This window comes from Streptomyces sp. NPDC054887 (assembly GCF_053610585.1).
On record NZ_JBSGYQ010000069.1, the window covers coordinates 7,651 to 21,651 of the forward strand.

Below are 14,001 nucleotides of genomic sequence, written 5' to 3' on the forward strand. Positions count from 1 at the left end.
TTTATATAAATTTTTTCTTTGGTGGGTTGGTTCTTTTTTTTATTGTTTTAGGGGTCGGGGGGGGCGCGGGCGCCCGATCTCTGTTTTTTTTTGGGGGGGGGGGGCCGGGGGGGGCCCCGCCCCCGCCGTCAGCGCGACGCGCCGAAGACCTGCGTCCACCAGGGGCCGCCCGGCCCGTCGTACTTCCCCACGCCGATCTCCTTGAAGGAGCAGTTCAGTATGTTGGCGCGGTGGCCGGAACTGTTCATCCAGGACTCCATCACCTCGGCGGGCGTCCGCTGGCCCATGGCGATGTTCTCGCCGTACGTGCTCCACGCGTAGCCGGCGGCCGTGACGCGCTCGCCGGGGCCTTCGCCGTCGGGGTTGGTGTGGTCGAAGTAGTCACGGGCGGCCATGTCGGCGGAGTGGCGCTGGGCCGCCGTGTCCAGGCGGCTGTTCCCGCTGACCGGACCGCAGCCGTTCTCGCCGCGCTCCGCGTTGACCAGGGCGGTGACCTGCTGGGCGAACGACGACGAGGCGGGCGCCGCCTGGACGGTGGCGCTGGGCTTCGGCGCCGCGGGGCGCGGGGTCGTCTTCGCGGCGGTACGGGTCGGAGTCGGCCGGGGGGTCGCCTTCGGCTTCTCTTGGCCTTCTTGGCCGGTGAGGCCGAGGCGGACGGGGAGGCGGAGCGCGAGGTGGGCGCCGCCGACGTGGGCGCGGCCGGCGGCTTCGAGGTGGTCAGGGGCGGCAGGGCCGCCCCGGCAGCCGCCTGCGAACGGGTCGCCTCGCTCCCCTCCCCCGGGTTCAGCAGCGTCAGCGCGGTGTAGGCCCCGCCCCCCACCAGGAGTACGGCGGCCGAGGCCGCGACCGCGCGGCGGCGGCGCATCCGCCGGCTGTGCCGCTCCTGTCGGCGTCCGGCGGACACCAGGGGGGCGGCCGCGTCACCCGGGAACGACGCGTCACCGTGTGCGGCGGCGAGGCCGACGCCGTGGTGCTCGCCCGAGAGGACCGCACCGGCCAGCGCGGCGCCCACCGGAATCAGCCCCAGGCCGACGAGGAGCTTCTCCGCCGGCACCAGTTCGGCGCCGTACCCGGAGCAGATCGTGCAGTCGCGGGCGTGCCGCGCCAGCCGTTTGCGCCACAGCGTGGACGGCGCACCGTCCCACGCGGCCAGGGCGTCTTCCAGCAGGACGCACCGCGGCGCCGCCGCCAGGGCGCGTACGACCACGCGCGCGGTCTCCAGCTGCGCCTTCATCCGCTGCACCCGCACCGCCGTGTGCTGCGGCGAGAGTTCCATCGCGGCGGCCACCTCGGCCCTGGTCAGTTCACCGGCCGCTTCCAGCCACCACAGCGACAGCAGGGCCCTGTCGTCCGCGTCGAGCCAGCGGGTCGCCTCCGCGACCTCCCTGCGCTGCCCCGAGAGCCCCATGCGCACGATCGTCAGGTCGACGAAGTCCGCGCCGGGATCGGCCACGTCGTGGGCCTCCTCCAGCTCGCCGCCGGCCCGGTCCGCGCGACGGGCCTGCCAGCGGTCGCGTATCTGGTTCATCGTGATGGCCACCAGCCAGGACCGGAAGCTCTCCGGATCGCGCAGCGAGCCCAGGCCGGCCAGCGCGCGGATCAGCGTCTCCTGCACCACGTCGTCGACATCGGCGTGCCCGCTCAGCGCCCGGCCCGCGATGTTGTAGACGAGCGGCAGGTACGCGGTGATCAGCTCGTCCTGCGCCCGCTGGTCGCCGCCCTGCGCCGCCCGGACCGTCGCGGCTTCGCGTTCGCTGCCCACACTCGGCTCACTTCCTCGGGCTGCGCCCGCTGCTCGTCTGTTCTGTCCGACACCTGGGAGACCGGGCCGCCGGCAGCGGATAACAGAAAAGCAGACGCGAACCGTGGGGCGTCACCGGGCCCGCCCCTCGCCCGGGGGCGGGGAGGCGGGCCCGGCCTGCGGTCAGTCGTCGACGGCGTCCATGACCCGGCCGAGGTCCACGAACTTGAAGCCGGTCGCCTCGCGCTCCTCGGGGTCGGCCGGGGTGTCGTGGCCGTCCTGTACGACGAGCAGGCCCCGCGGGTACCTGGCGCCCAGGGGCGCGTTGAGGACCGCGGCCCCGTCGCACTCCTCGGAGCCGTCGAAGGTCCGTCCGGCGGTGACGCGGAAGCCGCCCTCGTACTCGTTGTCGTCCTCCAGCTCCCGGTCGTACAGGGCGAAGGTGTCGTCACCCTGGCTGGAGGCGAGCAGGTACCCGTCGCCGTCGGACTCGGTGAGCAGCGTCAGTCCCTCGACGTCGGCCGCGAGACGCGAACCGCCGAAGCCGGGGTCCGCGCCGGGGGCGCACTCCTCGGTCTCCTCGTCGTACACGCCCGGGACGCCGTACTCACGTACCTTGTCGACGAGCTGCGGCGTCCCGGTCAGGTCGGCGCGCACGCGCCAGATCCCGACGTCCTCCTGGCCCGCGTAGAGCATGCCGTTGGCCGGGTCCACCACCATGCCCTCCACCTGGGGCAGCTCGCCCGGTTCGGCGCACGGCGTCCAGGAGGCGCCGTCGGGAAGGCGGAACGCGGACGGCAGGGTGAGGGTGCGGACCTTGCGGTAGGTGACCGTGCCGCCGGGGGTGGCGACGAGTTCCAGCAGGGCGACCTCGGTGCGGTTGCGGCGGCTGACCAGGGCGTACGAACGGCCGCTCGCCGCGTCCGTCCAGGCCGTCAGGCCGTACGCCGTCTGCTGGTCGTTCACCTCGTCCTGCCCTGCCGAGAAGACGCGGGGCGCGGCGGGGTCGGTGACGTCGACGAGCGGCCCGCCCGGACGGTTGCGGTCGATGCGGTACGTCCGCAGCCGGTCGTGGCCGCGGTCGCTGGTCACGGCCAGGTCGGCGCGGCCGGCGGGCAGCCGCAGGCCGTGGACCAGGTCGACGTTGTTGAACCGGCCCGGCGCGTCGTCGGGGCCGGGCGCGGCGGGCGCCGGTATCGACTGCACCTGGCGGGCGTCGAGGTCGTACACCCGCAGGCCGCCCTCCTTGGCGGTGGCGATCACCAGGCTGCTGTCGGGGTCCGCGGCATTGCGCCAGATCGCCGGGTCGTCCGCGTTGGCGTTGCCGCCCGCCTCGTCGTCGTACAGCGTGGGCGTCTCCGCGCGGGCGGTCACGGCGGGCAGCGGCTCGGCGGCGCGCGTGCCGGCGCGGGCGGGGGCGAGTGCGGCGATCAGCACCAGCGCCGTGCCCCCTACCAGGGCCGCCGTGCGGGCGGGACGGTTCGTGGTCACGAAGGTTTCCCTACTGTCGGGTACATGACGATTGCGGCGCGAGTATCCCGTCGCGGGGTGACCAGCGGCCATACGGCATGCGGTACGGGCGTGTGCGGGCCCTTAACTCACCACGCCGCCGAAGCCGGAGCGGCGCCCCCGGCCCGTCGACCCGTCGGCGTCGGCGCGTCGGCTCGTCGCGGCGAGCGACCGGCCCTGAACTGGTAGATCTGTGCGAGCGATATGCACCCTCTTCACATGGGAGACGGCGTTTTGTCAGAAGCCCCGGCCCTTCCTCCGCGCCCGGCCCGCCGCGCGGAACCCCTGCAACGACTGCTGTTCGGCGGCGTGTACGGAACAGTGCTCGCCAGTGCGCTGGCCGCCGCTCTGGAGAACGACAGCGGTCCGCCCAATCCGGGGTACGACGCCGTGTGGATCCTCGTCGCGGGCCTGGCCGCCGCCGCCTCGCACGGCTACGCCCACGCCCTCGCCCACCGGGTGGCCCAGGACGCGGCCGTGACCAGCACGCTGCGGTCCGTCCTGGCCGAGTGGCCGCTGATGGTCGCCGTACTCCCCACCGTCGCGGCGCTCCTCAGCTCGCACGCGGGCTGGTGGAGCGAGAGTTCCGCCCTCGCGGCGGCCCTGGTGGTCAACACCGTGGCGCTCTTCGGATGGGGCCTGTGGGCCACCCGCGTGGCCGGCCGCGGCTGGGCGGCCGCGTGCCGCGCGGGCTGTGTCGACATGCTGTTCGGCCTGTTCATCATCGCGGCGAACACGCTGAGCAAGTGACGCGGCCGGCCGCGGGGAAGGGCCCGGGCCGGTGCGTTGATGAACGCCGCGTTGCACGGATGTGGCAGGACATTCGCCATGTGAGACGCATCCTGGAGAACCGTTGACCTGGCCGGTTTTCGCTGCCAGCCTCAGGGGTGTGAACCAGTCCGAGAACCTCGCCGCGCGCCTGCACGTCGATCTGCGACGTCATGCCAGCGCCATCTGTGCCGCCGGTCGCTAGAACCGTCGGCGCACGCCGTTTCTCCTGACGCGTTTCCACGGTTCGCAGCCGGCACGCCACCGCGGCGGGCGGCGCTCCCACCCGCCTGACCTGCTCGAAGCAGCGATCCATGGCGTGAGTTCCCCACCCTCCCCGGCGGGCCGCTTTCCGCACCGGTGATCCGCCGAGTGTTCCTCCGCGTGCTTCCACGCGGATTCCGCCTGCTTCCGGCGTGCCTTCCGCGTGCTCTCGCTCGCCGCGGTACTCCCCGCACGCCCAGGAATTCCCCATGCCCAGGAGCCTGTCTTGACATCAATTCTCGCCATCTCGGGAAGCCCGTCCGCCGACTCGCGGACCGCCCTCGTGGTGGACCGCGCCGTGCGACAACTGGCACTCGACGGCCACCGCACCAGCCATCTCGCCCTGCGTGACCTGCCCGCGGCCGATCTCCTGGCCGGCCGCACCTCCGGTACGCCGCTGCGCGCGGCGGTGGACGCGGTGGCGGCCGCCGACGGGCTCGTCGTCGCCACGCCGGTCTACAAGGCGTCGTACACCGGCCTGCTGAAGGCGTTCCTCGATCTGCTGCCGCAGTCCGGGCTGGCCGGCAAGACGGTGCTGCCGCTGGCGACCGGAGGCAGCCTCGCCCACATGCTCACCATCGACTACGCCCTGCGCCCCGTGCTCTCCGCGCTGGGAGCCCGGCACGTCGTCACGGGCTGCTTCCTGCTCGACAGCTCCGTCGAGCGCCTGGGACAGGGCGCGGTCCGGCTCGAACCCGGTACCGAGATCCGCCTGCTCCAGGCCGTGGACGGCTTCACCGACGCCCTCGCGGCCGGAACGCCCCTCGCGGCAGCCGCTTCGTAAGGCGCACCGACGCGCCCCGCACTTCAGCCACCAGCCCCTTCACGAACGAAACCCGGACAAGGACCTTCCATGACCACGTCGACCACTTCCTCCCGACGACAGTTCCTCACTCTGCTCGGTCTCTCGGCGGTGGCGGTCGGCTGCGGCACGACCGCGAACGCCGGATCCGCGGGCAGGAGCGGGGGGACGAGAACCCTCCGGTACCAGGGGTGGGCCGGTCAGGTCACCCTGCCCGAACTCGCCGAGGACCTCGGCTACTTCGACGACGTGAAACTGAAGTGGGTCGGCAACACGATCAGCGGCCCGCAGGACATCCAGAGCGCCGCCACGGGCCAGACCGACTTCGGCGGGGCGTTCAACGGCGCGGTCGTCAAACTGGCCGCCAACAACGCCCCCGTCAAAGCCGTCATCAGCTACTACGGCTCCGACAAGAACGCGTACAGCGGCTACTACGTACTGGAGAACAGCCCCATCCGCTCGGCCCGCGACCTGATCGGCCAGAAGGTCGGGATGAACACTCTCGGGGCGCACTCCGAGGCGATGCTCGACATCTACCTGGAGCGCGCCGGCCTGTCGCGGGCCGAGGCCGACACGGTGGAACCGCTGGTGGTGCCGCCGGTCAACACCGAGCAGTCGCTGCGGCAGAAGCAGATCGAGGTGGCCGTGCTCGGCGGCATCCTGCGGGACAAGGCCCTGTCCGCCGGGGGGATCCGCCCGCTGTTCACCGACCACCAGCTCCTCGGGTCCTTCAGCGCCGGCACCTACGTCATGACGGACCGCTTCCTGAAGCGGAACCCCGACACCGCGCGGACCTTCGTCACCGGTGTCGGCAAGGCCATCGAGTGGTCCCGCTCCACCCCGCGCGAGGAGGTGGTGGCCCGTATGACGGACATCGTCGGCAGGCGGGGACGCAACGAGGACACGGCGGCCCTGCGGTACTGGAAGTCGTACGGCGTCGCGGGGACGGCCGGGCGGATCAAGGGCAAGGAACTCCAGCTCTGGACCGACTGGCTGACGAAGCGCGGAGACATCAAGAAGGGCCAGGTCACGCTCTCCGACCTCTACACCAATGACTTCAACGCCAACAGCGGGAGCTGATCCCATGCCCGAATCCACCACACCGAAGATCGTGTTCGAGCGGGTCGGGAAGACCTTCCCGGTCAGGGGCCGGCCGGGACGGGCACGGGGAGCGCGGCCGGCCGCCGGGCTCACCGCGCTCGACGGCATCGACCTGGAGATAGCGGCCGGCGAGTTCGTCGTCGTCGTGGGACCCAGCGGCTGCGGCAAGTCGACGCTGCTGGACCTGCTGGGCGGGCTCACCCCGCCCAGCTCCGGACGCATCCTGCTGGACGGCGTGCCCGTCACCGGGGCCGGTCTGGACCGCGGCATCGTGTTCCAGCAGTACGCACTGCTGCCGTGGCGCACGGCGTGCGGCAACGTGGAGTTCGGCCTGGAGGCGACCGGTGTTCCGCGTCGTGAACGTGCGGAGCGGGCCCGCGAGTACCTCGACCTGGTCGGCCTCACCGGGTTCGAGGACCGCCACCCGCACGAGTTGTCGGGCGGGATGCGGCAGCGGGTGGCGATCGCCCGGAGCCTCGCGTACGACCCCGAAGTGCTCCTGATGGACGAGCCGTTCGCGGCCCTGGACGCCCAGACGAGGGAGTCGATGCAGGACGAACTGCTGCGCATATGGGAGCGCACGGGGAAGACCGTCGTCTTCATCACGCACGGCATCGAGGAAGCGGTCTATCTGGGCCGGCGGGTCGCCGTCATGACCTCACGGCCCGGACGGATCAAGGAGGTCGTGCCGATCTCCTTCGCGTCGCGCACCGCCACGGACGACCTGAGGTCGAGCCCGGAGTTCGCCCGGTACCGGCACGAGATCTGGTCGCTGCTGCACGACGAGGTGGCCAGGGCCCAGCAGTTGGAGAAGGAGGAGGTCGCCGTATGAGCGCCGTGACCAGCGCCGGGGCAGGCCCCAGCACCAGCACCACCGGCCGCGCTGTCGTCCCCGGGGACGGGACCGCCCCCGGGCCGCCGGTGGGCGCGGCGCCCGAGGCCCTGCCCGGGCCCCGGTCCGTGCCGCCTGCCGTGAAGCCCGTGCGGGGCGCGCCCCGGTCGCGTGCCTTCGCGGCCCGGGTCCGCGGCGGGGCCCGCCGGCTGCCGTACCTGCTACTGAAGGGAGCGACCAAGTCCGTGGCCGTCGCCGGTCTGCTGCTCCTGTGGGAGACGGCGCCACGGCTCGGCCTGGTCGACCGGACGTTCCTGCCGCCGTTCAGCGAGGTCGCCGGCGCCTGGTGGCAGCTCGCGGCCGACGGTCAGCTCGCCGACAACGCCCGCGCCAGCCTCACCCGGTCGTTCACCGGGTTCGGTCTCGCGGTCGCCGTCGCCGTGCCGCTCGGCCTACTGATCGGCTGGTACCGCCCGGTCGCGGACCTGCTCGGACCGCTGCTGGAGGTCTTCCGCAACACCGCCGCCCTGGCGCTGCTCCCGGTGTTCGTGCTGCTGCTGGGCATCGGTGAGACCTCGAAGATCTCCATCGTGGTGTACGCCTGCACCTGGCCGATTCTGCTCAACACCATCAGTGCCGTACGCAGTGTCGACCCGACTCTGCTGCGGCTGGCCAGGTCGATGGACCTGTCCGCGCCCCGGCTGTTCCAGAAGGTGATCCTGCCGGCCTCGGTGCCGGTGATGTTCACCGGCATCCGGCTGGCCGGGGCGGTCTCCATCCTGGTGCTGGTGGCGGCCGAGATGATCGGCGCCAAGGCGGGGCTCGGCTACCTCATCAACGCCTCGCAGTACAACTTCGCGATCCCGCAGATGTACGCGGGCATCATCACGATCTCCGCCATCGGGGTGTTCTTCAACCAGCTCCTGGTGGCCGTGGAACGCCGGCTCAGCTCCTGGCGGGTCCCATCGGCCGGCTGACCGCCCGCGCTCCGCGTCCCCGCCCGTCCCGCACGCCCGTTCTTCCCGCTCTTCCCCGCTCGCCCTGCCGTGAGGAAACGCCCATGTCCGCACCCCGTGCACGCCAACTGCACCTCAACGCCTTCCTGATGAACGCCGGCCACCACGACGCCGCCTGGCGTCATCCCCGTACCCAGCCCGAACGCGTCACCGATCTGCGCTACTTCCAGGACCTCGCGCGGACCGCCGAGCGCGGCCTGCTCGACTCGGTCTTCTTCGCCGACGGGCTCGCGCTGTGGGGGAAGGTGCGCCACAACGCCCTCGGTGGTTTCGAACCCCTCACCCTGCTGTCCGCCCTTGCGGCGGTCACCGAGCGCATCGGTCTGATCGCCACCGTCTCGACGACGTTCAACGAACCGTTCCACACCGCCCGGAAGTTCGCGTCCCTCGACCACCTCAGCGGCGGCCGGGCCGGCTGGAACATCGTCACCTCCGGCACCGTGAACGAGGCCCGCAACTTCGGGCGGGAGGAGCACCTGGAACACGGCCTGCGCTACGCGCGCGCCCAGGAGTTCGTCGAGGTGGCCACCAAGCTGTGGGACAGCTGGGAGGACGACGCGATCCTCCTCGACCGTGAGCGGGGGGTGTACGCCGACACCGACAAGGTCCGCGAGATCGGGCACCGGGGCGAGCACTTCGGCGTACAGGGGCCGCTGAACGTGCCCCGCAGTCCGCAGGGCTACCCGCTGCTGGTGCAGGCCGGCTCGTCCGAGGACGGCAAGGAGTTCGCCGCCCGGTACGCGGAGGCGGTGTTCACCGCCCAGCAGACGCCGGCCGACGGCCAGTCGTTCTACAAGGACCTCAAGTCCCGGCTGGCGCGCCACGGCCGGGCACCGGACGACGTCAGGATCCTCCCCGGCATCTGCCCCGTCATCGGGTCGACGGAGGCCGAGGCACGCGCGCTGGAGAAGGAGCTCACCGACCTCCAGGTGCCGGAGTACGGGCTCGCCCAGCTGTCCGGGATGCTCGGCACCGACCTGACCGGTCTGCCGCTGGACGGTCCGCTGCCGGAGCTTCCCGAAGAACGTGACATCAACGGCAACAAGAGCCGTTTCACCCTCGTCGCCGAACTGGCCCGCCGCGACGGTCTGACGCTGCGCGAGCTCATCGCGCGGCTCGGCGGCGGACGCGGCCACCGCGTCTTCGCCGGCACCCCGGAGCAGGTCGCCGACGAACTGGAGGAGTGGTTCACGCAGGGCGCCGCCGACGGCTTCAACATCATGGCGCCCCACCTCCCGGGCGGGCTGGAGGACTTCGTCGACCACGTCGTGCCCGTCCTCCAGCGCCGCGGCCTCTTCCGCACGGAGTACACCGGCCGCACCCTGCGCGAGCACTACGGCCTGCCCCGCCCCGCCAACCGGCTGGCCGCCCGGGCCGCCGGCGCACCGCAAGAGCACCCCGTCCCCGCTCATTCCTGAAAGGACACCTCCCATGGCCAGCAACACGACCGGCTTCGACATCCGCCGGATCGGCGGACGCATCGGCGCCGAGATCCTCGGTGTGGACGCCTCCGGCGATCTCGACCCCGTCGTCGTGGGCGAGATCAACGCCGCGCTCCTCGAACACAAGGCGCTCGTCTTCCGCGACCAGCGCCTGGACGACGCGGCGCAGCTGCGCTTCGCGTCCCTCTTCGGCGAACTCACCGCCGCCCACCCCACCGTCCCGTCCGTCGAGGGACAGCCCGGCGTCCTGCCCGTCGACGGCGACGAGGGCGTCCGCGCCAACCACTGGCACACCGACGTGACCTTCGTACGTACACCGCCCAAGATCTCCACGCTGCGCGGCATCGTGGTGCCGCCCTACGGGGGCAACACGCTCATCGCCGACTCGGCCGCCGCGTACCGGGATCTGCCCGAGCCGCTGCGCGAGCTCGCCGACAAGCTGTGGGCGGTGCACACGAACGCCTACGACTACGCCGCGCCGAGGACCGAGAAGGCCGCCGAGCACCGCAGGCAGTTCGTCTCGCGCACGTACCGCACCGCCCACCCGGTCGTCCGCGTGCACCCCGAGACTGGTGAGCGGGGGCTGTTCATCGGCGGCTTCGCGCAGAGCATCGTCGGTCTCGGGCCGTCCGACTCCCGTGACCTGCTGCGCCTGTTCCAGTCGTACGTCACCCGCCCGGAGAACATCGTGCGGGTGGTGTGGGCGCCGGGGGACCTGGTCCTGTTCGACAACCGGGTCACCCAGCACTACGCGCCGGACGACTACGCGGACCTGCCGCGCCTGCTGCACCGGGTGACCGTCGCCGGTGACGTGCCCGTCGGCGTCGACGGCACGCGCAGCCATGTCGTCGAGGGCGACGAGGCCCCGCACTACACGCCCGCCGCGGCCTGACCCGGGGCCGGTGCGGCGCCCGTGATCCGGGCCCGCACCGGCCGCTTCCGGGGGCGTGATGGGATGACCGCATGAGCGAGTCGTCCCTGCGTGACCGTGTCGAGCGGTTCTACGCCACCGTGCCCCTGCTGTTCGCCGAAGCCGAGGAGTTCGGTCCGCTGCGCCTCTTCGTACGGAGGGAGCCGGGCGCGCCGTACTACGGGGGCCCCTCCCACGCCCGCCCCGTCGCGGGCGGGGCTGCCGTGACGCCCGCCGATGTCGTCCGGGTCCGTGCCCGCCAGCGTGAACTGGGCGTGCCCGAGTCCTTCGAGTGGCTCGCCGAGGTGACGCCCTCCCTTCGGTCCGTGCTCGGGGCGGCCGGCCTCCCGGTGGCGCGGCGCCCGCTCATGGTTCTTGACCCGGGCTGTCCGCTGCCGTCGCCGTCCCTGCCCCGGGGCGTCACGCTGCGCGCCGTCGGCGCCGACGACCCCGCCCTGCCCGCCGTACTCGCCCTGCCCCGGGTGGCCTTCGCCGCCGAGGGCACCGCGGTCGGCGCGGCGGGCCGCGCGGAGCTGGCGGCGGCAGCCGCGGAACTGACCGCGGACGGCACGGTCGCCACGGTCCGCCCCTCGCTGTACGCCGGGCACAAGGCACTCGTCGCCGCCTTCGCCCCCGACGGCACGCCGCTGGCCGCCGGCCACTACCACCCGGCGGGCGGCGCCACCGAGATAGGCGGCATCGGCACCCTCCCCGCCGCCCGCCGCCAGGGGTTGGGCGCGGCCGTCATGACGGCGCTGGCCGCCCACGCCAGGGCCCACGGCGTGCACACCGTCTTCCTCGCCTACGCGGAGGAGGCCGTCGCCCGCATCTACGCCCGTCTGGGCTTCCGGCCTGCCGGCATCACCCTGCTGATCGCCAACCAGCCCGCCCGGGGGCAGTAGGCCGACGGACCGCCGGGACCGCGGACCGCACCCCGCCCGGCGCGGCGCCGTGCTCCGGCGGGACGCCCGGTCAGAGTTCGGCCGCCGGCGCGTCGGCCCGCCCGGGTGCGGCGGCCGGGCGGCCGGTCCTGGCGTGCGTGACGCGGAGCTTGGACTGGCCGTGCGGCAGCCGCTCCCAGTCGTCCATGAAGCGGGCGTCGAGACCGTACTTCGCCGCCATCCGGACCAGCGTCTGCGTACGGTAGTAGAAGTCCTCGCGCAGTACGTGGTGTTCGGCCCCCTCGGTGCGGTCGAAGGTGAAGTCGAAGAAGCCGCCGGGCGCCAGCACCCGCCCGACGTGCGCCAGGCACTCCTCGACGACCTGCGGCGGGGAGTGCGAGAAGACGCTGTGGGCGTGCACCACCGTGAACCAGCCGTCGGGAAGGAACTCCAGCCGCAGGTCCTCGACGGGCGTCAGGTACGGGAGCTTCGCCTGGAGCCCGTACGTGGTCAGGGTCTTCTTGGCCTCGACGAGGATGTCCGGGGAGATGTCGATCCCGTAGTAGTGGCCGGGCTCCAGGTGCTCGATGAACCGCCAGCCGGCGCGCAGGTTGCCGCAGCCGATCTCCAGCATCCGGTCCTGCGGCTTCAGCCCGTGCCCCACCAGGTAGTCGTACTGCATCCGCCCGATGGCCAGCCAGCGGTCGTGCGAGGGCCCGCCGCCGACGGCGGCCTCGGGGCTGCGTGCCGTGTCGGACGCCATCACCGCCCGGTAGTACGCGACATGGTCGCCCCGGTGCCGCAGCCGCAGCAGGCCGTCCCGCCCGGCCCGGCGCAAGTGGGGGACCACGCGCTCCGGATGCCGGAACGCGTACCGCACCTGGTGGGCGAGACGCGAGCGGTTCGCCGACAGACGCGACGCGGGTATCCGGTTCATGACGGCCTCCGTGCTTCGACGGTCCTGCCCCCCGTCGCATGCTAACCACGGGCGCCGTACCGCGCCGCCTCACTCGTTAGGGAGCACGGCTGCGCCGAGTGCCTGCCCCCGCGTGGTGGCCCAGGTGGGACGGGCCGCAGCGTGAGGGGGACAGGGCCGGGGAGCCGTCACCCGCCGTACGCCCGAGCGAGGCCACCACATGTACGAGACACGCTTCGTCACCGGCACGCCGGTCCGGCTGCCGCTCATGGGGCGCGAGCGCCGCTACACCTGGGGTGCGCCCACGCGGCCGCTCCCCCTCCTCGCCGTCGCCGCCGCCTTCGCCCTCGTCCACCTCGCGCTGGTCGCCCCCGGGCTCGGACTCGGCTGGGACGAGACCGTGTACGTCAGTCAGGTGAGCCCGCAGGCGCCGGCTGCGTTCTTCAGCGCCCCCCGGGCCCGGGGCATCACGTACCTCGTGGCGCCGGTCGCCGCGCTGACCGCCGACGTCGGGGTGCTGCGCCTGTACCTGGCCGTCCTGGCCGGAGCGGGCCTGTTCCTCGCCCTGTGGGTGTGGCGGCGGCTGCTGCCCACTGCAGTGCTCGCGGTCGCCGGGGCGCTGTTCGCGAGTCTGTGGGTGACGCTGTTCTACGCGTCCCAGGCGATGCCCAACCTCTGGGTGGCCTACGGGGCGCTCGCCGCCGCCGGGTGTTTCCTGCGGGCCGTGCGGGACTCCGGCGACCGCGCGGCGCCGGCCGGCATGGCCGCGGGGGTGGCGTTCGCCGCGCTGATGCGGCCGACCGACGGGGTGTGGCTGGCCGCTGCGCTCGTCGTGGCGGCCCTGGTGACGCCGCGGGCGCGCCGCAGGGGCCTGCTGGTCGTGCTGGCGGCGGGGGGCGTGGCCCTCGGCTGCGCCGAGTGGGTGGCCGAGGCGTACCTCCATTACGGCGGCCTCACGGCACGGCTGCGCCGGGCGAGCGAGATCCAGGGGCATCTGGGCTGGTACTTCGCCGTCGACGACCACGTGCGCGCCCTGGGCGGCCGGGCGCTGTGCCGGCCCTGCGACGTGCCCTGGCGCAATCCTCCGTCCGCCGTCTGGTTCCTCGCGCTGCCGCTGTTCGTCGCGGGCGGCGTGCACGCCGCCGTCCGCGAGGGGCGCCGGGGGCCGGTCGTCCTGGCCACGTGGGTGGGCGCGGCGCTCGCGGCGCCGTACCTGTTCACCGTCGGGTACGCGGCGCCGCGCTTCCTGCTCCCGGCGTACGCGCTGCTGGCCCTGCCGGTGGCGCAGTGCCTCGTCCGGGCCTGCGGCCCCCGGGCGCGGTGGCGGCGTACCGCGACGGCCCTGGTCGCCGTGGCACTGGTCGCCCATCTGGCGGTCCAGTACGCCGTCGTCGACTCGGTGGCGGACCGGGTACGGCGCGACACCGGCGACCTGACCCGGATCGCGGCGCGGCTGCGGGCCGAGGGGGTGCGTCCGCCGTGCGTGATCAGCGGCGAGGAGGCGGTCCGGGTGGCGTACCGCACCGGGTGCGCGTCCCGCCAGCCCGGGGGGCACGACGGGAGCACCACCCCGACGGCGCTCGCCGCCACGGCGCTGCGCCGGCCCGTCGCGGTGCTGGTCTCGGACGGCGGACGTCCCCCGGCTTACGCCCGGGGGTGGCGCCCGTACCCGCTGCCCGACCTGGGCCGCCGGACCGGTCTGCGCGCGTACGTGTCGGGCACCGGGCCGGCACAGCCGCAGCCGCGTCCGGTCGGCGTCACGCGCGACACGTGGCCCGTCCCGGTGGTGCCGGGGCCGCGTCCCTGAGCGCGGGCCGTC

The 14,001-nt window shown here is 73.2% G+C and carries 11 protein-coding genes and 1 pseudogene; 9 read left to right on the top strand and 3 right to left on the bottom strand.

From position 1 onward, the window contains the following. Positions 1–128: 128 nt before the first annotated feature. Positions 129–1,762, bottom strand: a pseudogene (locus ACWGH0_RS29100) (sigma-70 family RNA polymerase sigma factor). Positions 1,763–1,924: 162 nt separating this feature from the next. Next, positions 1,925–3,232, bottom strand: coding sequence for a phytase (locus ACWGH0_RS29105; RefSeq protein ID WP_453407234.1), 1,308 nt, complete (start codon positions 3,230–3,232; stop codon positions 1,925–1,927). A 237-nt stretch (positions 3,233–3,469) separates the two neighbouring features. On the opposite strand from ACWGH0_RS29105, the gene ACWGH0_RS29110 reads away from it, so the two are divergent. From ACWGH0_RS29110 to ACWGH0_RS29145, 8 genes are all read left to right on the top strand, one after another. Continuing rightward, positions 3,470–4,000 carry a hypothetical protein gene (locus ACWGH0_RS29110; protein ID WP_453407235.1) on the top strand — a complete coding sequence of 177 codons (531 nt, stop codon included), beginning with the start codon at positions 3,470–3,472 and terminating at the stop codon, positions 3,998–4,000. Between the two features lie 508 nt (positions 4,001–4,508). Continuing rightward, positions 4,509–5,066 (top strand): NADPH-dependent FMN reductase, encoded by a 558-nt coding sequence (ssuE, locus tag ACWGH0_RS29115; protein WP_453407236.1) that lies wholly within the window; start codon positions 4,509–4,511, stop codon positions 5,064–5,066. A gap of 69 nt (positions 5,067–5,135) precedes the next feature. Beyond that, positions 5,136–6,164 carry an ABC transporter substrate-binding protein gene (locus tag ACWGH0_RS29120; RefSeq protein WP_453407237.1) on the top strand — a complete coding sequence of 343 codons (1,029 nt, stop codon included), beginning with the start codon at positions 5,136–5,138 and terminating at the stop codon, positions 6,162–6,164. Between the two features lie 4 nt (positions 6,165–6,168). Beyond that, on the top strand, positions 6,169–7,017 hold the full coding sequence (locus tag ACWGH0_RS29125; RefSeq protein ID WP_453407238.1) for an ABC transporter ATP-binding protein: 849 nt from the start codon (positions 6,169–6,171) through the stop codon (positions 7,015–7,017). Next, positions 7,014–7,994 carry an ABC transporter permease subunit gene (locus tag ACWGH0_RS29130; protein ID WP_453407239.1) on the top strand — a complete coding sequence of 327 codons (981 nt, stop codon included), beginning with the start codon at positions 7,014–7,016 and terminating at the stop codon, positions 7,992–7,994. The genes ACWGH0_RS29125 and ACWGH0_RS29130 overlap by 4 nt, the downstream gene beginning before the upstream one ends. An 83-nt stretch (positions 7,995–8,077) precedes the next feature. Further along, positions 8,078–9,451, top strand: a complete 1,374-nt coding sequence (locus tag ACWGH0_RS29135) for an LLM class flavin-dependent oxidoreductase (protein ID WP_453407240.1) — start codon at positions 8,078–8,080, stop codon at positions 9,449–9,451. Between the two features lie 13 nt (positions 9,452–9,464). After that, entirely contained in the window at positions 9,465–10,367 is a 903-nt protein-coding gene (locus tag ACWGH0_RS29140; protein WP_453407241.1) for a TauD/TfdA dioxygenase family protein, read from the top strand. 71 nt (positions 10,368–10,438) lie between these two features. Then, positions 10,439–11,287, top strand: coding sequence for a GNAT family N-acetyltransferase (locus ACWGH0_RS29145; RefSeq protein WP_453407242.1), 849 nt, complete (start codon positions 10,439–10,441; stop codon positions 11,285–11,287). A gap of 70 nt (positions 11,288–11,357) precedes the next feature. On the opposite strand, the gene ACWGH0_RS29150 is transcribed toward ACWGH0_RS29145, so the two are convergent. After that, a complete protein-coding gene (locus ACWGH0_RS29150; RefSeq protein WP_453407243.1) occupies positions 11,358–12,203 on the bottom strand; it encodes a class I SAM-dependent methyltransferase in 846 nt (281 codons plus the stop codon). Positions 12,204–12,450: 247 nt separating this feature from the next. Here ACWGH0_RS29150 and ACWGH0_RS29155 point away from each other — a divergent pair, with 247 nt between their 5' ends. After that, positions 12,451–13,989, top strand: coding sequence for a hypothetical protein (locus ACWGH0_RS29155; protein WP_453407257.1), 1,539 nt, complete (start codon positions 12,451–12,453; stop codon positions 13,987–13,989). The last annotated feature ends 12 nt before the right edge of the window (positions 13,990–14,001 follow it).

Coding starts and splice junctions, on each gene's coding strand:
- ACWGH0_RS29125 (WP_453407238.1), top strand. CDS start 6,169: ATGCCCGAATCCACCACACCGAAGATCGTGTTCGAGCGGGTCGGGAAG.
- ACWGH0_RS29135 (WP_453407240.1), top strand. CDS start 8,078: ATGTCCGCACCCCGTGCACGCCAACTGCACCTCAACGCCTTCCTGATG.
- ACWGH0_RS29155 (WP_453407257.1), top strand. CDS start 12,451: ATGGGGCGCGAGCGCCGCTACACCTGGGGTGCGCCCACGCGGCCGCTC.
- ACWGH0_RS29150 (WP_453407243.1), bottom strand. CDS start 12,203: ATGAACCGGATACCCGCGTCGCGTCTGTCGGCGAACCGCTCGCGTCTC.
- ACWGH0_RS29120 (WP_453407237.1), top strand. CDS start 5,136: ATGACCACGTCGACCACTTCCTCCCGACGACAGTTCCTCACTCTGCTC.
- ACWGH0_RS29145 (WP_453407242.1), top strand. CDS start 10,439: ATGAGCGAGTCGTCCCTGCGTGACCGTGTCGAGCGGTTCTACGCCACC.
- ACWGH0_RS29130 (WP_453407239.1), top strand. CDS start 7,014: ATGAGCGCCGTGACCAGCGCCGGGGCAGGCCCCAGCACCAGCACCACC.
- ACWGH0_RS29140 (WP_453407241.1), top strand. CDS start 9,465: ATGGCCAGCAACACGACCGGCTTCGACATCCGCCGGATCGGCGGACGC.
- ACWGH0_RS29110 (WP_453407235.1), top strand. CDS start 3,470: ATGGGAGACGGCGTTTTGTCAGAAGCCCCGGCCCTTCCTCCGCGCCCG.